At 71.2% G+C, this 20,476-nt stretch carries 20 protein-coding genes; 11 read left to right on the top strand and 9 right to left on the bottom strand.

The window, feature by feature from the left end; all coding sequences use genetic code 11:
• Positions 1 to 3: 3 nt before the first annotated feature.
• The 5 genes from AOP72_RS02595 to AOP72_RS02615 are packed head-to-tail and all read right to left on the bottom strand — an operon-like array spanning position 4 to position 5,421.
• Positions 4 to 1,296, bottom strand: coding sequence for a DUF58 domain-containing protein (locus tag AOP72_RS02595; protein WP_062131982.1), 1,293 nt, complete (start codon positions 1,294 to 1,296; stop codon positions 4 to 6).
• Positions 1,297 to 1,298: 2 nt separating this feature from the next.
• The gene (locus tag AOP72_RS02600; protein ID WP_062131985.1) at positions 1,299 to 2,309 is read right to left on the bottom strand and encodes an AAA family ATPase; all 1,011 of its coding nucleotides are present in this window, start codon (positions 2,307 to 2,309) and stop codon (positions 1,299 to 1,301) included.
• The gene (locus AOP72_RS02605) at positions 2,306 to 3,571 is read right to left on the bottom strand and encodes a DUF4350 domain-containing protein (RefSeq protein WP_062131987.1); all 1,266 of its coding nucleotides are present in this window, start codon (positions 3,569 to 3,571) and stop codon (positions 2,306 to 2,308) included. The genes AOP72_RS02600 and AOP72_RS02605 overlap by 4 nt, the downstream gene beginning before the upstream one ends.
• Positions 3,568 to 4,203 (bottom strand): DUF4129 domain-containing protein, encoded by a 636-nt coding sequence (locus AOP72_RS02610; RefSeq protein WP_062131990.1) that lies wholly within the window; start codon positions 4,201 to 4,203, stop codon positions 3,568 to 3,570. Before AOP72_RS02610 ends, AOP72_RS02605 begins: the two co-directional genes overlap by 4 nt.
• A gap of 3 nt (positions 4,204 to 4,206) precedes the next feature.
• The gene (locus AOP72_RS02615; RefSeq protein ID WP_062131994.1) at positions 4,207 to 5,421 is read right to left on the bottom strand and encodes a hypothetical protein; all 1,215 of its coding nucleotides are present in this window, start codon (positions 5,419 to 5,421) and stop codon (positions 4,207 to 4,209) included.
• 96 nt (positions 5,422 to 5,517) lie between these two features.
• Here AOP72_RS02615 and mtrA point away from each other — a divergent pair, with 96 nt between their 5' ends.
• The 7 genes from mtrA (at position 5,518) to secA (ending at position 15,119) form a co-directional block, all read left to right on the top strand.
• Positions 5,518 to 6,201, top strand: a complete 684-nt coding sequence (mtrA, locus tag AOP72_RS02620; RefSeq protein ID WP_062131998.1) for an MtrAB system response regulator MtrA — start codon at positions 5,518 to 5,520, stop codon at positions 6,199 to 6,201.
• A gap of 25 nt (positions 6,202 to 6,226) precedes the next feature.
• Entirely contained in the window at positions 6,227 to 7,879 is a 1,653-nt protein-coding gene (gene mtrB / locus AOP72_RS02625; RefSeq protein ID WP_062132000.1) for an MtrAB system histidine kinase MtrB, read from the top strand.
• A complete protein-coding gene (locus AOP72_RS02630; protein ID WP_062132003.1) occupies positions 7,876 to 9,603 on the top strand; it encodes an LpqB family beta-propeller domain-containing protein in 1,728 nt (575 codons plus the stop codon). The genes mtrB and AOP72_RS02630 overlap by 4 nt, the downstream gene beginning before the upstream one ends.
• Before the next feature lie 95 nt (positions 9,604 to 9,698).
• Positions 9,699 to 10,538: a ComF family protein gene (locus AOP72_RS02635; RefSeq protein WP_062132006.1), complete on the top strand. Its 840-nt coding sequence runs from the start codon at positions 9,699 to 9,701 to the stop codon at positions 10,536 to 10,538.
• A gap of 43 nt (positions 10,539 to 10,581) precedes the next feature.
• A complete protein-coding gene (gene hpf / locus AOP72_RS02640) occupies positions 10,582 to 11,271 on the top strand; it encodes a ribosome hibernation-promoting factor, HPF/YfiA family (RefSeq protein ID WP_062132010.1) in 690 nt (229 codons plus the stop codon).
• Positions 11,272 to 11,341: 70 nt separating this feature from the next.
• Entirely contained in the window at positions 11,342 to 12,232 is an 891-nt protein-coding gene (locus AOP72_RS02645; RefSeq protein WP_084631171.1) for a DMT family transporter, read from the top strand.
• A gap of 70 nt (positions 12,233 to 12,302) precedes the next feature.
• A complete protein-coding gene (secA, locus tag AOP72_RS02650) occupies positions 12,303 to 15,119 on the top strand; it encodes a preprotein translocase subunit SecA (protein ID WP_062132013.1) in 2,817 nt (938 codons plus the stop codon).
• Between the two features lie 3 nt (positions 15,120 to 15,122).
• Here secA and AOP72_RS02655 read toward each other — a convergent pair whose 3' ends face one another.
• Both AOP72_RS02655 and AOP72_RS13180 read right to left on the bottom strand, forming a co-directional pair.
• Positions 15,123 to 15,554, bottom strand: a complete 432-nt coding sequence (locus AOP72_RS02655; RefSeq protein ID WP_152650221.1) for an Rv3235 family protein — start codon at positions 15,552 to 15,554, stop codon at positions 15,123 to 15,125.
• Positions 15,551 to 16,369: a LysM peptidoglycan-binding domain-containing protein gene (locus AOP72_RS13180; RefSeq protein ID WP_084631175.1), complete on the bottom strand. Its 819-nt coding sequence runs from the start codon at positions 16,367 to 16,369 to the stop codon at positions 15,551 to 15,553. The genes AOP72_RS02655 and AOP72_RS13180 overlap by 4 nt, the downstream gene beginning before the upstream one ends.
• 122 nt (positions 16,370 to 16,491) lie before the next feature.
• Here AOP72_RS13180 and AOP72_RS02665 point away from each other — a divergent pair, with 122 nt between their 5' ends.
• Complete coding sequence (locus AOP72_RS02665) at positions 16,492 to 17,010, top strand: hypothetical protein (protein WP_062132019.1); 519 nt, start codon at positions 16,492 to 16,494, stop codon at positions 17,008 to 17,010.
• Here AOP72_RS02665 and AOP72_RS02670 read toward each other — a convergent pair.
• The gene (locus AOP72_RS02670; protein WP_062132022.1) at positions 17,007 to 17,228 is read right to left on the bottom strand and encodes a helix-turn-helix domain-containing protein; all 222 of its coding nucleotides are present in this window, start codon (positions 17,226 to 17,228) and stop codon (positions 17,007 to 17,009) included. The genes AOP72_RS02665 and AOP72_RS02670 overlap by 4 nt on opposite strands.
• 113 nt (positions 17,229 to 17,341) lie before the next feature.
• On the opposite strand from AOP72_RS02670, the gene AOP72_RS13500 reads away from it, so the two are divergent.
• Genes AOP72_RS13500 through AOP72_RS02685 form a run of 3 tightly spaced genes read left to right on the top strand, consistent with a single transcriptional unit; the run spans position 17,342 to position 19,687 of the window.
• Positions 17,342 to 17,977, top strand: coding sequence for a CpaB family protein (locus AOP72_RS13500; protein ID WP_062132024.1), 636 nt, complete (start codon positions 17,342 to 17,344; stop codon positions 17,975 to 17,977).
• The gene (locus AOP72_RS02680) at positions 17,977 to 19,242 is read left to right on the top strand and encodes a CpaE/TadZ family protein (protein ID WP_062132027.1); all 1,266 of its coding nucleotides are present in this window, start codon (positions 17,977 to 17,979) and stop codon (positions 19,240 to 19,242) included. Before AOP72_RS13500 ends, AOP72_RS02680 begins: the two co-directional genes overlap by 1 nt.
• Positions 19,243 to 19,246: 4 nt before the next feature.
• The gene (locus AOP72_RS02685) at positions 19,247 to 19,687 is read left to right on the top strand and encodes a DUF6912 family protein (RefSeq protein WP_062132030.1); all 441 of its coding nucleotides are present in this window, start codon (positions 19,247 to 19,249) and stop codon (positions 19,685 to 19,687) included.
• Here AOP72_RS02685 and AOP72_RS02690 read toward each other — a convergent pair.
• A complete protein-coding gene (locus AOP72_RS02690) occupies positions 19,684 to 20,472 on the bottom strand; it encodes an inositol monophosphatase family protein (RefSeq protein WP_062132033.1) in 789 nt (262 codons plus the stop codon). The genes AOP72_RS02685 and AOP72_RS02690 overlap by 4 nt on opposite strands.
• Positions 20,473 to 20,476 lie beyond the last annotated feature (4 nt).

Genomic DNA, 20,476 nt, shown 5'->3' on the forward strand with positions numbered 1-20,476 from the left:
GCGCTACAGCTTCCCCGAGGCCTTGAGGTCGAGGTAGCGGTCGGCCACGGCCGGTGCGAGGTCGTCCGGCAGCGCGGTGAGCACGTCCGCGCCCAGTTCGCGCACCCGCGCCGCAACCGCGTCCTGCTCGAGTGCTCCCCGTGCGGCCGCGCCCGCGGCGTAGAGGTCGTGCATGTCGTCGCGGCCTCGTTCCAGCGCGCGCACCTCGGGGTCGTCGACGGAGGCGAGAACGACGGCATGGCTGCGCGCGATGGCCGCGACGGCGTCGAGCATGCCGCCATCGACGGCGGAGGCATCGAGCGTCGTCATGAGCACGACGAGCGCGCGCTGGGACAGGCGGGACTGGACCAGCCGTGCCACAGCGGGCCAGTCGGGTTCCACGAGCGCGGGCTCGACGGTCGACAGTGCGTCCGCGAGGACAGGCATCATCGCGGGTCCGGACACGCCCATCGCGCGCGCTCGCTCGACGCGGTCGAACGCGCTCACCTGGACGCGGTCGCCCGCCTTGGACGCGAGAGCGGATAGCAGCAGCGCCGCCTCGATGGAGGCGTCGATGCGCGGAGCGTCCCCCACGCGGGCGGCGGAGAGCCGCGCAGTGTCGAGCACGATCATGACCCGCCGGTCGCGCTCGGGGCGGTAGGTCTTCACCAGCACCTCGGCACGCCGCGCGCTCGCGCGCCAGTCGATGGCACGGACGTCATCCCCGATCACATACTCGCGCAGGGAATCGAACTCGGACCCCGCGCCCTTCAGCTGCACCGCTGTCTGACCGTCGATCTCGCGCAGGCGGGCGAGCCGGGACGGCAGGTGCTTGCGCGAGGCGAACTCCGGGAGCACCCGCAGCGTCGCCGGTGCCTCGATCGAACGCTGCCTGCCCGCGAGCCGCAGCGGTCCCGCCACGCGCACCGTGACGACGTCCGCTCGCCGGTCCCCGCGACGCGTGGGGCGCATCGGCGTGACGCACACCGTCGCCTCGCCCGGCGCCAGCCGGAAGCGGTGGCGATTGCCCGTGGCCCCGGCGGACGGCTGCCACGCGTCGCGCACGGTCCCCGAGACCACCCTGCTCCCCAGGTTCACGACCTCGAGCTCCACCGCGGTGGACTCGGTCAGCCGGACGGCGCGAGGCGCGCTGCGCCTGACGCCGAGAATCCCAGGCTTGGCCGCGAGCGCAGCATCCAGGCACGCCAGCGCGATGACGCCGATCACCCACACCCACGCGAAGGCGCGCTCCTGCACCCACATCGCGGGCACGGCGCCGATCGCGCTGAGCGCCACTGTCCAACCGGTGATGTACATCGTCAGCGCGGCACCGGGACGCTCGCGAGCACCGAGGCCAGCACGGCGGCCGTGGTGACGCCCTCGAGTTCTGCCTCCGCGCGCATCTGGATCCGGTGGCTGAGGGCCCATTCGGCGAGCGCCTTGACGTCGTCGGGCGTGACGAAGGTGCCGCCGCGCATCCACGCCCACGCTCGCGCGGTGCTGAGCAGGGCCGTCGCTCCTCGGGGGGAGACTCCGAGGGCGACCGAGGGGGCCTCTCGCGTCGCGCGGCAGATGTCGACCACGTAGCCCGCGACCTCGTCGGAGACCGCGACCTGCGACACGGCCGCGCGTCCGGCCTCGAGATCCGCGATCGTCGCGACGGCGGTGACCCCGGCCGCCTCCAGGTTGCGAGGGTCGAAGCCGTCGGCGTGGCGACGCAGCACGTCGATCTCATCGTGTCGCGCGGGCATGCGCACCGGGAGCTTGAGGAGGAACCGATCCAGCTGGGCCTCGGGGAGCGGATACGTGCCCTCGTACTCGACGGGGTTCTGGGTCGCGATCACGAGGAACGGGTCCGGAAGGGCGCGAGCCTCGCCGTCGACCGTGACCTGGCGCTCTTCCATCGACTCGAGCAGAGATGACTGGGTCTTGGGAGGGGTGCGGTTGATCTCGTCGGCGAGCAGCAGGTTGGTGAACACGGGCCCCTCCCGGAACGAGAACGCCGCCGTGCGCGCGTCGTACACGAGCGACCCGGTGACGTCTCCCGGCATGAGGTCGGGCGTGAACTGGACGCGCTTGGAGTCCAGGCCGATCGTGCGCGCGAGCGTGCGCACCATCAGCGTCTTGGCCACGCCGGGCACGCCCTCGAGCAGCACGTGGCCGCGGCACAGCAAGGCGATGACCAGACCGGTGACCACCTGGTCCTGGCCCACCACGGCCCTTCCGACCTCGGTGCGGATGCGTGACAGCGCCTCGCGTGCGCTGTCGGCATCGCCGCCGGCGGGGGTCGTCTCGGAGGTCGGGCGTGGGGAGTCAGGGGTATCGGTCACGGTCGGTGAACCTCACTTTCCAGGGTGTCCAGCTCTTGGATGATGCTCATCATGGTGGAGTCGTCGGTGGGCGGTGCGCCGTAGAGAATGCGATCGACGTCGCTCTCGTCGCGGTTCGCGGCGCGGGCCACCGCAGGGACGAGTCCCGTCCGTCCTGCCGCGCGCGGCACGCCCAGCCGGCGTGCCATCCGTGCGGCGGCGGTGGCGCGAAGAGCAGCGGTCGCCCGCCCGCTGGCGCGCGAGCGGCGGTAGAGTCGTGCGCGCCCTCGCGTCGCCTCGGACGCCCGCACGATCACCGGCAGCGGTTCGCGCACGAGCGGGCCGAACCTGCGGGCTCGCCACCACGCCGCCACGAGGGCGGTGAGCGCCAGCAGGTAGACGGCGCTGCCGGTACCAGGAGGCAGGAAGTCGGGGTTGGCCTCGATCTCGGTGGGCGGAACCGCGCCATCAGCGCCATTGTCCCCGTCGCCGTCCCCGTCGCTCCACGTCAGCGTCGACGGGTCGAACAGGTCGCCGACGTACCAGACCACCGTCTCGTGGCGCCCGAGGGCCCGCAGCGCGAGTGCGGCGTTGCCGTCCTCCGCGAGGTGCTCGTTCGTGACGAGCGGCCACGACGCGATCAGCGTGACGCGGCGGTCGCCGTCGTCGACCACGGCGTACGCGTGGCTGCCGTAGTCGTTCGGGAAGCACAGCATCCCGTCCGGGCCAGGATCGCCAGCCAGCCCCGTGTCCGCGACTCGCACGCTCTCGGCCGCCACCGCATCCGGATCCTCGCATGCGGCAGCGACGGGCGCGGCGTCGAGCGATGGCTCGACGGACAGCGCCGGAGCGATGCGGTCGACCACGCTCTGCGACGGGTCGATCAGGACGAGGTCTCCCGGATACTCGATGAGCGCGTCGATCTGGTACTCGGCCATGGGCTCGGTGCCCGCGACCGCGAGCGTGGTCGTCCCAGGTGAGTCGATGCGCGCATCGGCCATGGTCCCGATCTGGCGCACGTCCACACCTTGGGCCCGCAGCACCTGGGCCAGCGCCCGGGTGCCGCTGGGAGTCGCGTTGTCCGTCGACAGCGGCGTGTAGTCCTCGGGGCGCGAGGTCCAGATCAGCGTCACGATGAGCACGACGAACAGCGCGGCGGCGCTCAGCACGACGGGCCGCCGACGTGCGCGCGTCACCAGACCCGCATCGTCGTCCGCGCGGCTGAAGCCTGGGGAGGATGGCGCGGGTCGCGTGCGCGCGCTGTCCACGGATGCGGTGCTCACGCCGTGGCCTCGGCCCGTGCTCCGGGACGCGCGTGGACGAGCGACTCGTACGTCGCGCGCGCGTGATCCGCGTCGGTTCTGGTGAGCCCGCCCGAGCCGTACCGGGCGACGTCGAAGCTCTCGGCGTCGACCGCGACGGCTCCCGCGAGGTCCGGGACCGCTGTCTCGATCCGCACGGCGGCCTCGCGCGCGGTGGCTCCGGGTGAGTCGACGATCATGCGCCGCTCCTCCATGAGCCGCACCGCGGCGCGGAACCATTCCATGGCCGCGAGGTCCCACTGGGCCGCGTCTCCGGCCGTGGCCGCCGCGTCGCGGATCTGCTGAGAGGACCGACCGTCGTCGTCGAACACCGCACCCGCGACGGCGGCACGGCGGGAGCGCCGGAGGGGTCCGAGCACGAGCCACACGATGATCGCGACGGCAGCGACCGCGAGCACCACGATGAGGATGGTGCCGAGCGGGCCGATCGCGCCCCCCAGCGAGCCCACGCCGTCGAACAGCTCCTGCAGCCACTGGAGAAAGCTCTCGAACCAGGTGGTGCCCTGGTCGAGGTACTCGGCCTTCGCCAGCTCCTCGCGCGCCCATTCGCGCGCGCTGTCGGAGTCAGGTGTGACGGGAATGTCGACGCGCATCTGTCAGCGCCGTGCCCGTTGCTCGGCGGCACGGGCCAGGTCGAGGTCGAAGCCCTCGTGACGCATGCGCAGGTCGATGTAGAGGAGCGCGAATACGGAGCCCAGGTAGGAGTACACCAACACCAGCGAGATCACGTAGGACAGTCCGTACACCACGAAGAAGGCCACGATCAGGACGACCATGTTCTCGGGGGCGACGAGCGAGACGAAGATCGCGCCGAACTGCCCCACGTATTGCAGCACGCTCGACACGATGTTGATCAGGATCGCGGCGACGAACAGTACGAGGACGCTCCACCAGAACCGACCACGGATCAGGCGCGTCAGACGCTTGAGTGCCGCCACCATCGAGATGCCCTCGAGCACGATCATCGCTCGTGCGATGCCCTGGCCGAGCGTCACGAGGAAGCCCGCAGGAATCATCAGGAGGAAGAACAGCACCACGGTGAGCGCGATGGCGCCGCCGCTGGCGTCTCCCGCGGCGAGGGACACCAGCAGCGGCGAGAACGCCACGAGCAGCAGCGCGGTGAGAGCTGCGGAGGTCGTGACGTAGAGCAGCAGCAGGGACCCCAGGCGCCGGCGCACCTGGCGCCACGCGAGCGGGATGCCGATGCGCTCCCCGAGCACGGCGCGCGCGACTCCAGGGGCGATGATCGAGCTGGAGAACACGTCCGCGAGCAGCATCATCAGGACTGACACCACGATCATCGCGATGGTGCGGGAGGAGATGCCAGAGAACGTGGGGGTGGTGTTCATCAGGCCCAGCTGGGGGTCGGTGAACACCATCCACAGCGCGACGAGCATGAGGATCGTCGAGACGAGCGTGAACAGCAGCGGTGCGCCCAGGACGACGGCGCGATTGAAGCGCATGGCCTTGAACGGCACGGTGAGGAAGTCGCCGAAGCTGAGGGGACGAAGCGGGATGATCCCCGGCTGCCACGACCGGAACGATGGCGCGGCACCCATCTGCTGCGGCACGGGCCCACGTCCCGCGGCAGGCGTGCCGTAGGCGGGCTGCTCAGCGAGCGACGGGCCCGGTGCGGCGCCGGCGACGGGTGCGGGTGCAGCTCCCGGCGGACCCGGTGGGGTGCCACCTGGCGCGGTCCACGCCTGGGGCGCTGCCGCATCGGCCGCCGTGCGGGCGTCCTGGTCGGACGGCCAGTGCAGCGCCGCCGCGTCGGCTGATGCCTCCGTGCCGCGGCGATCGTCGTTGGTCATCGAGCCCCCTTCGTCGACTCGGACTATCCTGCCATGCGGCGCACGCGGGTTGCGGCCCTCTCACTCCCGTCGCGCCCACCGTGGCAAGATGGCGTCATGACGGCACGCATCCTGGTGGTCGATGACGACCCCGCAGTCTCGGAGATGATCGGAATCGTCCTTCGCGGCGACGGTTTCGAGCCTGTCTTCTGCGATCACGGCGACCGTGCAGTGCAGGCCTTCCGTGACGAGAATCCCGACGTGATCCTGCTCGACCTGATGCTGCCGGGCAAGAGCGGCATCGACATCTGCCGGGAGATCCGCGCAGAGTCAGGCGTTCCGGTCATCATGCTCACGGCGAAGTCCGACACGGTCGACGTGGTGCTCGGCCTCGAGTCCGGGGCGGATGACTACATCCCCAAGCCGTTCAAGCCGCGCGAGCTCATCGCTCGGGTGCGGGCGCGACTGCGCCGCAACGACAACGCCGTCCCGGCGGTGGTGCGCATCGGCGACCTCGAGATCGACGTCACCGGCCACCGTGTGACGCGCGCCGGGGACGTCATCCCGCTGACGCCGCTCGAGTTCGACGTGCTCGTCACCCTGGCCCGCGCGCCCGGCCAGGTGTTCACGCGCGAGATCCTGCTCGAAGACGTGTGGGGCTACCGGCACGCCGCGGATACCCGTCTGGTGAACGTCCACATCCAGCGACTGCGCGCGAAGATCGAGCACGACCCGGAGAACCCCGAGATCATCCAGACGGTGCGCGGCGTGGGCTACAAGGCGGGCGCCCACCAGCCGTGACGGCGTGGGTCTGAGGTCCACCCCCATGACGAGCATCGCACGGTCCGTCGGCGCGGCTCTCGCCACCCCGGTGCGCTACGCGACCCGGCGCTGGACCCGTTCGATGTCGCTGCGCGTGGTCGTGTCGACACTCGTGATGGGCATCGGCACGGTCGCTCTGCTCGGCGCCTACGTCACGACCCAGATCCGCGACGGCCTGGTCGACAACCGTGTGGATCGTGTGCTTGCGGAGAGCGCGCGTGACGCCGCCACCGCTCAGGAACGTGCCGAGACGTCGACGGCCGCCAACCCGCAGGACCTGCAGCAGTTCGTCTACGTGCTGCAGACCGAGTTGCGCGCGCTGGGCGGCGAGAGCCGCGGTCTGGTGATGCTGCGCAGTCCCGACAACACCTCGGCGGTACCGCTGACCATCGGTGAGTCGACCACGGGCCTGCGTCTGGCCGTCTCCTCTGACATGCGTGACGCGGTGGCGGACGGCGTCGCCCAGCCATGGCAGTTCGTCACCCTGCCCAGCACGGGGGACCCGGGGATCGTCGTGGGGTCGCAGTTCGACATCCCCGTCGCAGGCGCATACGAGCTGTACTTCGTGTACTCGCTCGCCGACGAGCAGTCGACGCTCGCGCTCATTCAGCAGGTGCTCGCGCTGGGCGCCGCGGTGCTCGTCGCGCTCGTGGTCGCCATGACGTGGTTCGTGACGTCGCAGGCGGTGCGGCCGGTGCGGCAGGCGGCTCGCGTGGCGTCGCGCCTCGCCGAGGGGCGGCTCTCGGAGCGCATGACCGTGCGCGGTCACGACGAGATGGCCACGCTCGCGCAGACCTTCAACGAGATGGCCGAGTCGCTCCAGCGCCAGATCACGCGCATGGAGCACCTGTCGCGACTGCAGCGTCGGTTCGTCTCCGACGTCTCGCACGAGCTGCGCACCCCGCTCACGACGGTGCGGATGGCGTCCGACGTGCTCCACGACGCTCGCGACGGCTTCCCTCCCCACGTGTCCCGCTCGGCCGAGCTGCTCAGCACTCAGCTTGATCGCTTCGAGGCGCTGCTGAGCGACCTGCTGGAGATCTCCCGCATCGACGCGGGCGCCGCGCCCCTGGAGTTCGAAGAGGTGGACCTCGCCGATGTGGTGAGAGACGAGGTCGAGGCCATGCTTCCCATCGCGGGCGACATGGGCGTCGAGATCCGGCTCCACGTCGCGGCGGGCGGCCACACGGCGTCGATCGATCGACCCCGGGTGGGGCGCATCGTCCGCAATCTGCTCTCGAACGCCATCGAGCACTGTCAGGAGGGCGCCGTCGACGTCGCGGTCCGCGCCGACAGGCGCGGCGTCGCCGTCGTGGTGCGCGACTACGGTCTGGGGCTCACCACGCACCAGGTCGAGCGCGTGTTCGACCGGTTCTGGCGGGCGGACTCCGCGCGGGCGCGCACGATGGGCGGGACCGGTCTCGGACTGTCGATCGCGCGCGAGGATGCGGTGCTGCACGATGGGCGGCTGGAGGCGTGGGGTCAGCCGGGCAAGGGCGCCAGCTTCCGGCTGCTGCTGCCGCGGACGTCGGAGGGGCTCGGCTCGAACGCCCCCTTGCCCCTCGTGATGCGTGAGAAGGACTTCGAGGCCGCTGGCCCCCGCGTGGATTTCGCTTCCACGCTCGTGAGTCCCAGCGCCGAGGGAGGCCAGCCGTGAACACCCGACGACTCGCGGCCGTGATCACGCTCGCCGCCACGACCTTGGTGGGCTGCGCGGCGATCCCGCACACCGGGGACGTGCAGGAGGGCAGCGCCGACGTGCTGCCCGTCGAGCCGCTGCAGCCCATCCAGGAGGGCCCGGGCCCCTCGGACGAGCCGGCGGCGATCATCGTGGGCTTCCTCAACGCCTCCGCTGCGGGCGTCGCCTCGGACTTCGAGGTGGCACGGGAGTTCCTGACGGACGAGGCGGCGGCCAGCTGGAACCCCGGAGCGCAGACGCTCGTCTACCGGTCCGGTGCCGCCACGCCCGTGTGGGACGAGGAGTCGCGCACGGTCGCCTATGAGGTGCCGTTGTCATCCACGGTCGATTCGTCGGGGAGGCGTGTCGACTCTCCCGATGGCACCGTCGCGGACCTCTCGTACACGCTCATCGAGGACGATCAGGGGCGGTGGCGCATCTCCGAGCTCGCTGACGGCGTGGTGATCAACCAGGCGAACTTCACGCGGTTCTTCCGCCAGGTCGACCTGGTCTTCGCCACCCCCGACCTCACGACGTCCGTCCCGGAGGTGCGGTGGCTGCCGGACAACAACGTCGTGACCGCCGCGGCGCGCGAACTCGTGGAGGGGCCCTCGACGTGGCTGGCCGATGCGGTCGTCACCGGCTTCCCGGCGACCGCTGCGCTCGCGGTGGAGTCGGTGGTGGTGACGGGCGGCGTGGCCACCGTGGACCTCACGCCTCAGTCCGCGGGCACGCCGGAGCAGCGCGCGCTGGCGGCGGAGCAGATGCGCGTGACGCTGGGAGCGATGCCGAGCGTGACGGACGTCGAGGTGCGCATCGGCGGACTGCCCATCGCGACCGACGAGCCCGTCGAGCTCACGGCACCGCCGGTGCCCGAGCCGCAAGCGGCCGTGCTCGCGGCGGGTCGCCTCGGCACGTGGGATGGCGAGACGCTGCTGATGACCGCCGACGACGTGGGCGGTGTAGGCGCGAACGCGTACGGCCTGGCGCGGTCATACGACGGCGAGCGCGTGGCCTACGTCGACGGCGAGGCGTTGATGACGAGCACCGTGCTTGCCGAGGACGGTGCCTCGTTCGTCGCCTTCGAGCAGGACATGCCCGCGCCCGTGGGCACGGTGGCGGCCACCGACGTGTTCTCCGGTAGCGATCTGGTGGCGCCCAGCTTCGACCGGCACGGGTACCTGTGGACCGCGCGCGGGGTCGACGGCGAGGGGCTCATCGCGGTCGCCCCCACCGGGGAGAGCGTGGTGCTCGAGAGCGCCTGGCTGCAGACCCGGTCGACGATTGCGCTGTCCGTGTCGCGCGACGGCAGCATGGTCGCCACGGTGTCGCGTTCCGGCGGACAGCCCGTGGTGGAGGTGGCCGCCGTGGTGCGTGACGCCGCAGGCGCGCCGCTGGGCATCGGGGAGCCAGTCGCGATCGGGACGGGGGTCGGCGCGGGCGTCGACCTCGCATGGCTCGACGACTCGACGGTCGCGGTGCTGGGCGAGGACGTCGAGGGCGCCTCGTCGCCCCTGTGGCTCGTGACCGTCGGGGGCGGCACCTCCCTGGTGACCACGCTCCAGGACGCTGTCGACCTGTCCGTGCGCGTCGGCGAAGCGTCGCTGGTGGTGGTGGGCGCCGATGGTCGGGTGGAGGAGCGCTCCGGCTCGGCGTGGGCACCCGTGCTCCAAGGCGTGTCCGAGGTCGCCTACTCGGGTTGAGCCACGCCGTCCCCAGGCGGGCGTGATGGCACGGCGCGCACCGCGACCCTGCTCTGACGGTGCTTCGGCGGCGGACGGCCGGTCATCCTGGGCCGGTGGACTGGGTCGGGGCGGCGCGCACCGCAGCGGAGGATCTCGCACGGCTCGTCGTGCCGGTCGAGTGTGCCGGGTGCGGCGAGGTGGACGTGAGGCTGTGCGAGGACTGCGCGTCCGTCTGGTGGGGGTGGCCCGTGCGCGTGGACTCCGGTGCTCCGCGACTCGACATCGACGGGCGGGCTCCGTTGCCCGTGTGGGCGGTCGCGGGCCTCGACGGATCGCCTGAGTCCGTGGTGCGCGCGTGGAAGGACGGCGCGCGCCGGGACCTCGACGCCTGGATCGCCGGATCCGTGCGGCTCGCCGCCCGGCGGGTCGGCCCGGAGCTCGCGAGGGCGCCGATGCGAGAAGGCCCTGTCGTCCCACCCGCCCCGCCCTCGATCACGGTGGTGCCTGCACCGGCACGCCCCGCCAGCACCCGGCGGCGCGGGGTGGACCTGCCCGAGATGCTCGCCAGGGGTGTCGCGACGGGCCTGAGGGAGGCGGGGCTCGAGGCGTCGGTCGCCAGGGTGATGAGCATCGGCGGCGGGGAGTCGCGCGGGCGGTCGGCGCGCGCCCGCTGGCGCGGCGCGCGGGGGTCCGTCGCGGTGCGGCGCGCCGTCCGCGGTCCGGTTGTGCTGGTCGACGACGTCCTCACGACGGGGGCGACTCTGGCGGCCTGCGTCGACGCGCTCGAGGGGGAGGGCGCGATCGTGATCGGGGCGTTCGTCGCCGCGTCTGCCAGTGGTGCTCGCTCGCGTGCCCGGGTGGGTCTAGGGTGGGATTCAGACAGAGATTCGTCGACACCTTCAAGGTTCGAGGAGGTGATGCCGCAGGCGCAGAAGGCGCCGCCGTCACCATGACTCGGCCACGTGGCCGCTAACGCTGACCCGGAGGAGTTTCACCATGGACATTGCGATCGTCGGACGCCACACGAAGGTCTCCGAAGACACGCGCCTGAAGATCTTCGAGAAGATGGAGAAGGTCGAGTCGCTCGCCCCCAGAGCCACGCGCGCAGAGATCAACGTGGTACACGAACGGAACCCCCGGCTGTCCGGAGAGCGCGAACGCGTGGAGATCACGCTCCACGATCACGGCGTGATTCGGGCCGAGGCCGCCGCCGACGACCGAATGGCCGCGCTGGACCTTGCGACCGCACGCATCGTGGAGCAGCTGCGCCGACAGCACGAGCGCCGCGCGAACCGTCACAAGGGCAAGCCGTCGCTCCACGCGGTGGTCGCTCAGGACATGGCAGCCGCCGAGCAGGCCGGCACCACCACCGAGCACGGCGCCCCGCGGGACGGCGAACGAGTCGAGAGCGTCGAATCGTGGGATGGCGCCCCCGAGGGGTCGACAGTCGAGGTGCCCATCGATGGCACGCCGATCGTGATCCGCTCCAAGACCCACAGTGCGACGCGCATGTCCGTGGCCGACGCCATCGATCAGATGGAGCTCGTCGGGCACGACTTCTACCTGTTCCTCGACTCCGACTCCGGTCTCGCTTCTGCGGTGTACCGCAGGCGCGGCTGGACCTATGGCGTGATCCGTATCGAGGAGACCGCCGACGACGAGGACGCTCAGCGCGAGACCGCCTGACCGCCTGACGACACGGAATCGTCGCGGGCGCGCACGCCGGAGCACCGGGGTCTCCCGGTAGTCTCCGAGCGTGCGCACCCGCGACTTTCTGCTCGTCCTCCTCGCCGCCGCACTGTGGGGGACGGGAGGGGTGCTCGGGACGCTGCTGGCCGATGACGGCCAGATTCCGGCCGCCTCGGTGGCGATGTGGCGCATGCTCGTCGCCGGCGCAACGCTGACGCTGTGGCTGGCTGCGCGCGGAGCGGTGCGTCCCCGGTCCCTCACCGTGCCGATGCTCCGGCGCCTCGTCACCACGGGAGCGATGATCGCCGCCTTCGAGGTGCTGTACTTCACGAGCATCGCACTCGCCGGGGTGGGTCTCGCGACGCTCGTGGCGATTGGCTGCGCGCCCGCGTGGGTGGTGCTGTGGGACTGGGCACGGCGCGGAGACCGCCCGGACGCTCGCCGCGCGCTCGCGCTGGTGATCGCTCTCGCCGGTCTGGTCGCGCTGCTGGGCTCGTCCGTGGACGCCGACGACCGCGCGCTCGCGGGCGTGGCGCTGGCGATCGCCACCGGTGCCGTCTTCGCCGGGGTGACGGTGGTCAACCGCGCTCCGGTCCCTGGGCTCGGCGCGGCGCGCCTCACGGCGCTCGCCTTCAGCGCAGGCGGGCTGATGCTGGTGCCGGTCGCCGCGCTGGTCGGGTGGGGAGTGCCCCAGGGGGCCGCCCCGTGGGGGTATGCGCTGGTGCTCGGCGTCGTGTCCACCGCGCTCGCGTATCTCGCGTACCTCTCCGGCCTCCGGACGGTGCCGCCGTTCGTCGCGACCGTGGTCGCGCTGCTGGAGCCGCTCGTCGCCGCCGTGCTCGGCGCGCTGATCTTCGTCGAGCGCATCGGCCCCTGGGGGCTGCTCGGAGGGGCGGCCCTCGCATCGGCCGTCGTGCTGTTGCGCCCACAGCGAGACGAACCAGCGACCCTGCACTGACGCCCTACGATGGTTGACGGATCCGAACCGCAAGGAGAGCTACGTGTCAATTCTCGATCGTGTCGTCCGCATGGGCGAGGGCCGCGTGCTGCGACGTCTCGGCAGGATCGTCACCTTGACGAACGCCATGGAGGACGCCTACCAGGAGCTCTCGGACGACGAGCTGAAGAGCCTCACTCCCGAGTTCCGCACCCGCTTCGAAGGCGGCGAGAGTCTCGACGCGATCATGCCCGAGGCGTTCGCGGCCGTCCGTGAGGCATCGCGCCGGACCCTCGGCCTGCGGCACTTCGACGTCCAGGTCATGGGTGGTGCGGCGCTGCACTTCGGTGACATCGCCGAGATGAAGACCGGTGAGGGCAAGACCCTCGTCGCGACCCTCCCGGCCTACCTCAACGCGATCACGGGCAACGGCGTCCACGTCGTCACGGTCAACGACTACCTCGCGAGCTACCAGTCCGAGCTGATGGGCCGGGTGTTCCGGTTCCTCGGGATGGAGACCGGCTGCATCCTGTCGGGGATGTCCCCCCAGGACCGCAAGGCCCAGTACGCGGCCGACATCACGTACGGCACCAACAACGAGTTCGGCTTCGACCACCTGCGCGACAACATGGCGCTGGACCCGAACTCCCTGGTGCACCGCGGCTACCACTTCGCGATCGTCGACGAGGTCGACTCGATCCTCATCGACGAGGCGCGCACCCCGCTCATCATCTCGGGGCCCTCGCAGGGCGACAATCTCAAGTGGTACACGGAGTTCACCCGGATCGCGGCGTCGCTCGTCATCGACGAGGACTACGAGGTCGAGGAGAAGAAGAAGGCCGTCGGCATGCTCGAGCCGGGCATCGACAAGGTCGAGAAGGCCCTGGGCATCGAGAACCTCTACGACCCCGCCAACACGCCCCTGATCGGCTTCCTCAACAACGCGGTGAAGGCCAAGGAGCTGTTCCGCCGCGACCGCGACTACGTGGTGCAGAACGGCGAGGTCGACATCGTCGACGAGCACACCGGCCGATTGCTGCGCGGCCGCCGCTACTCCGAGGGGCTCCACCAGGCCATCGAGGCGAAGGAGGGCGTCGAGGTCAAGGCCGAGAATCAGACCTACGCGTCCATCACGCTGCAGAACTACTTCCGTCAGTACGACAAGCTCGCCGGCATGACCGGAACGGCCCAGACCGAGGCGTCCGAGCTCAACGCGACATACGGGATGGGCGTGGTGCCGATCCCCACCAACATGCCGATGATCCGCGAGGACAAGTCGGACCTGCTGTACAAGACCGAGCAGGCGAAGTTCGACGCAGTGATCGAGGACATCCTCGCGCGCCACGAGAAGGGCCAGCCGGTGCTGGTCGGCACCGTCTCCGTCGAGAAGTCGGAGCGGCTGAGCGCCGAGCTGCGCAAGCACGGGATCCAGCACTCCGTCCTGAACGCGAAGCAGCACGAGCGCGAGGCGGCCATCGTCGCCGAGGCGGGCCGCAAGGGCGCCGTGACCGTCGCCACGAACATGGCCGGGCGCGGCACCGACATCATGCTCGGCGGCAACCCCGAGTTCCGGGCCGTGCAGGAGATGTCGGACCGCGGCCTGGACCCGCAGGAGCAGCCAGAGGAGTACGAGCGCGTGTGGGACGGCGTGTTCGAGGAGGCACAGGCCGCCGTCGCCACTGAGCACGAGGAGGTGCTCGCCGCGGGCGGACTCTACGTGCTCGGCACCGAGCGCCACGAGTCGCGACGCATCGACAACCAGCTTCGCGGCCGCTCGGGCCGTCAGGGCGACCCCGGCGAGTCCCGGTTCTACCTGTCGCTCGAGGACGACCTCATGCGCATGTTCCAGTCGGGACTGGCCGCGACGATGATGAATTCGTCGGCGCTGCCCGACGATATGCCTATCGAGTCGAAGGTGCTGACGCGCGGCGTGCGCTCGGCGCAGGCCCAGATCGAAGGCCGGAACGCGGAGATTCGCAAGAACATCCTCAAGTACGACGACGTGATGAGTTCTCAGCGCAGCGTCATCTACTCCGAGCGGCGTCGCGTGCTCGACGGCGAGGACTTCCGCGACCAGGTCATGACGTTCATCGACGACATCGTCGGTGCCTACGTGCGCGCTGGCACCGCCGTGGGCAGTCCCGAGGACTGGGACCTCGACGCGCTCTGGAAGGACCTCCGCACCATCTACCCGGTCTCGCTCACCACGGACGAGCTCGTGGAGGAGGCGGGAGGCGTCAGTCAGCTCTCGGGCGCGTTCCTGACGCGGGAACTCACCGCCGACGCGAAGGTCCAGTACGAGGCCGTGGAGGAGCGCCTGGGCGCCGACCTCACCCGTACCGTCGAGCGCCAGGTCGTCATGCAGGTGCTCGACGCGAAGTGGCGCGAGCACCTGTACGAGATGGACTACCTCAAGGAGGGCATCGGGCTGCGGGCCATGGGCCAGCGCGACCCCCTCACCGAGTATCAGCGCGAGGGCTTCCAGCTGTTCGAGGCTATGACGGACTCGATCAAGGAGCAGTCGCTGCAGGTGCTGTACCGGGTCGAGAAGCGCGTCAAGGAGCCGGCGGCGGGCGAGGTCACGGCCGCTTCCGCCGCAGCGACCGCCGCGGGCTCCCCGAACGTCGCGCAGGCGACCGCGGGAGCGCAGGCAGCGGGCCCACAGGCGGGTCAGCGCCGGGGCGTCGCCTCGGCCACGCCCGGCGCCATGATGCAGTCCAACATGGGTGCGCTCACGTATTCGGGCCCCTCGGACGACGGCACGGGCGAGGTCAAGAAGTCGGGGCCCAAGGCGGGCGACAAGCCCTCCGACGACGGCGCGACGTTCCCGGGCACCGCGAAGAACGCCCCGTGCCCGTGCGGCTCAGGCAAGAAGTACAAGATGTGCCACGGCAAGAACGAGGCTTGAGCCTCAACCCACGTGCATCTCGGTGACGAGCCAGCGGCCCGTCACGTCTTCGAGTCGCATGGCGATGGCTCGGCAGTGGTCTCCGTCGTCGACGACGATCGAGACCTCCGCCGCGTCCCGCGACACCCGGAACACGCGTGCCCGACGCACGCCGACGGGGTGCGAGCGAGCGAGGCCCGCTCGGCGAGCAAGGGAGCGCTGCCGAGCCACCTGACCGAACACCGCAGGTGCGATCCAACGCACATAGGGGTCCAGTGCCGGTCCGCCCAGCAGGGCTTCCATGACCGCCTTGGCGACCGTGCAGGCGAGCGGCGCCGGGTCGCCGAGAACCCGTCGCTCCCGGCCGTAGGGCACAGGGCTGGGCGGCGGCGGCGCCGAGGTGAACCCCGGCGCACGGGCACCGCCCTGGGGCGCGGGGAGGCTTGCGGCGCTCATCGCTCCCACCCCGGGGGGATGGTGAGTTCCTGGCCGGGGTGGATCAAAGAGGGATCGGTGCCTACCGTCTCGCGATTCGCCTCGTAGAGCTGTGGCCATGCCGCCGCGATGGCTCCTGCGTCGCGGCTGATGGACCCGTCGTGGAGCCCCCCGTCGATCGCGTCGGCCGTGATGGACCACAGCGAGTCTCCTGGGGCCACGACGTGGAGCCGATCCCGCGAGCGGTCAGCCGGCGCTGCGGTGGTCGGAGTCTCGGATCCGCCAGACTCGGGAGCCGCCGCTGGCTGTCCCTCACGGCCCACGGGAGGCGGCAGCACCGGGTGCGACACGGGAGGCTCCACGAGGCTCGAGCGGGGGGCGATCGGCTCTGGAATCCACCCGGCGTCGGAGTCGCCAGGCGTGGCGCCCGCCGGGAGCGCAAGACCCGCCGACAGCGCCCCGGTGGCGGCGATGGACACCACGCGCCTCCATGCTCCGGGAGTGAGTCGCAGTGCGGCCCGGCGCACGCGCGAGTGCCGCGGCGCGACGACGAGGACGAGCGACATGACGCTGAGATGAGCCGCGACCGCAGCGCCGCCAGCGCCTGCCACCACGGCGACTCCCTCGCCGAGAGTCAGGGGAGCGAGCGCCATCGACGGCGCCCGCGATAGCCCGGCGGCGATCGCGCTTCCTGAGTCCCACGTGGCGACGGCGAGCGCCCATGCGAGGACGGGAGTCGCCGCCAACGCGGCCATCGCGCCCGCCCTCGCCGCGGCTTCGCGCGCCGCGAACGCTCCCCGATGTCCGCGCGCTCGCCGTGTCGTCCTGATCTCCATGTCACACCTCTTCGATAGCGTTTGATGCAGTTTGATAATGGTAGATATACAACGATGCCGCTCTGGCGTCTACCGGAGGTCAGTGCTGGCTGTGGACAGCGCTCACCCCGTAGCGTGTGCACATGCGCTGGGATGCCTTGTTCGACGACCTCGAGGGACAGATGGCTGCGGCGCACGACCATGACTGGCGAGCGGAGGTCTCCGAACGCACGCGGGGCGAGCGAGCCGCGGTCGACCTTCCGGCCCGGATCGCGGGGGCGCAGGGGACGAGCGTCTCGGTGGTGCTGAGTGATGGAGAAGTGCTTCTCGGCGTGGTGACTGACTCCGCGCATGCGTGGGTGCTGCTGGTCGATGAGGGTGCGCGGGAGCACCTGGTGCCGATGTCCTCCATCGCTTCCATCAGTGGTCTGAGCGGAGCCGCGCATCACGTCACCGAAGTCGAGCGCAGGCTCGGCATCTCACATGCGCTGCGTGCTCTCAGCCGTGATCGCGCCCGCGTGCGGGTTCGGACGCGAGGGGGCGAGACGCATGGCGTCATTGCGGCGGTGTACGCGGATCACATCGAGCTCATGACCGACGTTCACCACCGGCACCGCGTGGCGGTGCCCATTGCGGGCATCGTGGAGGTGGCGTCCTCCTAGGACTCGGCAGCGGAGCGGGGCTGGCTCGTCCTCTCGCGCGTCGCGGCGTACTGACGCTCGATGTACGACTCGAGTTCGCTCGCCTCGATGCGCCAGATGCCGCGCCCGCCCACTTGGATGGCGGGCAGATCGCCGGAGCGCACGAGTGCGTAGGCCTGCTGCGAGGAGACGTTCAGGATCTCCTGCACGTCCTCGATCTTGAGGAAACGGGGCGCCATGGCGCCATTGTGGCACGGTGCCGGCTTTCCTTCGGGCGTTTCCACAGGCCCTTGTGAGATGCGTCGCGACGGGGCAGGCTATGCCTGAAGCCGTGTACCAGGGGGGAAAGGCTATGGACGAACGGGCACCTGTCGCGGGTCGACTGCGACGCCCCGGGTGGAAGGACCCACGCCTGCTCATCGGGCTGCTGCTGATCGCCGTGGCGATCGTCGGCGTGTCAGGCATCGTGAACGCGGCGGACCGCACCACACCGCACTACGTCGCGCACGCGACGCTCACTCCCGGGATGGTCCTCGGGGCCGACGACCTCGCCGTCGCTCATGTGCGGGTGGGGGAGGGCGCCTACATCACGGCCGACGGAGCCGGTGACACAGAGCCCTGGGGTCAGGTGGTGACCAGGGTGGTGGAAGAGGGCGAGTTGATCCCTGCCCGAGCGCTCGCCAGCCCGGACGAGTTCGACGGGCGACCCGTGGCCGTCGTCACGACGTCTCCGGTGGCGGCAGATGTGCGTCCCGGTTCCTCGGTCGACGTGTGGGTGACCCACGCCGACGGCGAGGGCGAGGCTCACAGCAGTCTGGTGGGCGACGGACTCGTGGTGGCGGACCTGGACAATGACGACGGCGCGTTCGGTGCCGGCGGAGGCGAGACGGTCTACGTCGTCGTGCCGCGCACCGGGCTGGAGGACTTCCTCGAGGCGCTTGCGACGGGTGGCGAGGTCTCGGTGGTCGGGCTCGCTGGAGGTTCGTGATGGCGGCGCCTGGCGTGATCATTGCGGTCGCGGGTCAGATGGAGGCGCGTGTCGCGCAGGTGATCGACGGCTCGGCCGGACTGAGGGTCGTGCGCCGATGCGCGGATCTGGCGGAGGCGACCGCCGCAGCCGATGCAGGTGTGGGTTCGGTCGTCGTGGTGTCGGACCAGCCTCATCTGACGCGCACGGTGCTCGTCGAGCTGGCGAGGATCGGCGTCGCAGTGGTGGGCGTGCCCACGACTCCAAGGGCGGCCGAGGCGCTATCCCTCATCGGCATCGGCGAGGTGGTTGCGCCGCAAGCGGCGGACGACGCTCTCGTCGCGGCGGTTCAGCGTGCCCTGAGCGTGCTGATGCCGCAAGCGCCTGCTCCCCGTGCTCCCGGTGTGACGGGCGCCGGGCGCGCCACTGCGGTGCGAGAGGGCCCGGTCATTGCGGTGTGGGGGCCCACCGGCGCCCCCGGCCGCACCACCGTGGCGGTCAACCTCGCGGGGGAGTTCGCACGTCAGGGTGCGGCGACGCTGCTGGTGGATGTCGACACCTACGGCGGTGCCGTTGCCCAGGCCTGCGGGCTCATGGACGAGGCCCCGGGTGTGGCGGCCGTCGCGCGAGCCGCCCACCATGGCGTCGTCGATTCCTCGACGATCGACCACTACGCACTCGAGGTGGCGCCGCGCCTGCGAGTCCTGACCGGTGTCACGCGCCCTGAGCGCTGGCCAGAGCTGTCAGGACCGGCGCTCGACGAGGTGTGGCGTGCCGCCCGGGTGGCCGCGGCCGTCACGGTCGTCGACTGCGGGTTCGGTCTCGAGACCGACGAGGAGCTGGCGTACGACACCCGTGCTCCCCAACGCAACGCCGCGACCCTGAGCGCGCTCAGAGGAGCACAGACAGTGGTGGCGGTCGGGACGGCGGAGCCGCTGGGCATCCAGCGTCTCGTCCACGGGCTGGGCGCGCTGCGCGCGCACGTGGGAGCCGAGCCCGTCGTGGTGGTCAACAGGGTGCGCGCGGAGGTTGCGGGTGCCCGGCCGGAAGAAGCCGTCGCCGACGCCCTGCTGCGTTTCGCGCAGGTGCCACGCACGTGGACGGTGCCCTGGGACCCGCGGGCATGCGACGCCGCGACGCTCGCGGGCCAGCTCCTCGCCGAGCGCGCGCCCCGGTCGCCGGCACGTCGAGCCATCGCCGCGCTCGCCGCAAGTCTGCAGACGGCGGACGATGCCGCCGCCGCGCCGCGTCATCCACGCGTCGCGAGCGCCGGGGTGGGACACTGAACCCATGCGCGTCTACGTGCCCATCGCCGTCGAGGACCTCGGCCACTGCCTGTCCGGAACATGGGAGCCGCGCAGCGGCTATGCGCTGACGCCCACCCTGTTGGACATCTCGGCCTCCGATGACGACGAGCTGCTGGCCGAGCAAGTGCGTGACGCCGCGGCTGCCGATGCGGTGCTGGAGCTGGGCGCATCCCGTCGCGCGGTGGTCGCCGTGGACTACCCGCGTGCCGACGTCCAACAGGTGGTGGGGGAGCACCCGGCCGCAGTCACGCTCACGGGACGGGTGAGGGCCGATGCGGTGGCGTGCGCCTTCGTCGACGAGCCCGAGGCGGAGGTCGACGGCCGTGAGGCGGCCAAGGGCGACCGCGACGCGCTCGCGAGGCTCGAGGAGCGCGACCTGCTCTGGTACGACGTGAGCGAGATCGGCGACCTGGCGACGTCCTAGGGCTGCAGGCGGGCCGCGATCTGCGCGTGCAGCCGGCCGTTGGTGGCGAGGGCGTCCCCGCCGAACGGCCCCGGCTCGCCCGCGAGCGACGTGAACTGCCCGCCCGCCTCGGTCACGATGGGCACCAGCGCCGCCATGTCGTACAGCTCCAGTTCGGGCTCCATCGCGGCATCGACCACGCCTTCCGCCACCAGCATGTAGCTCCAGAAGTCGCCGTAGGCACGGGTGCGCCACGCGTCGCTCGCCAGCCCGAGGAAGGCCGGCAGCAGCCCGCGCTCGTCCCAGCCGGACAGCGAGGAGTACGAGAGGCTCGCATCGGCGAGGTCGTCCACCGTGGAGACGCCGATGCGCTCAGCCGAGTCCACGCTCTGGCCCCGCCACGCGCCGTCCCCGGCGGCGGCGAACCACCGGCGTGACAGCGCGGGGGCGCTCACGACGCCCATGACGGGGAGCCCGTCGTCGATCAGGGCGATGAGCGTCGCCCACACAGGGACGCCCCGGACGAAGTTCTTGGTGCCGTCGATGGGATCGACGACCCACTGGCGCGCGCCGCCCGAGGTGGAGCCGTACTCCTCGCCCACGAACGCATCGGCCGGTCGTTCGCTGGCGACCCGCGCACGGATGATGCGCTCCGCCTCGCGGTCGATCGCGGTGACGGGGGAGTCGTCTGCCTTGAGCTCGACCTCGAGGTGACCCGTCGAGGCGGGCAGGGTCAGGGCGTCGACCTCGTCCGCGATGCGGAGAGCGAGCGCGAGGTCTGCGGCGTAGGATCCGGCGGGCTGCATGGCT

Origin of the sequence: Demequina aestuarii (assembly GCF_000975095.1) — a bacterium.
GTDB lineage: Bacteria > Actinomycetota > Actinomycetes > Actinomycetales > Demequinaceae > Demequina > Demequina aestuarii.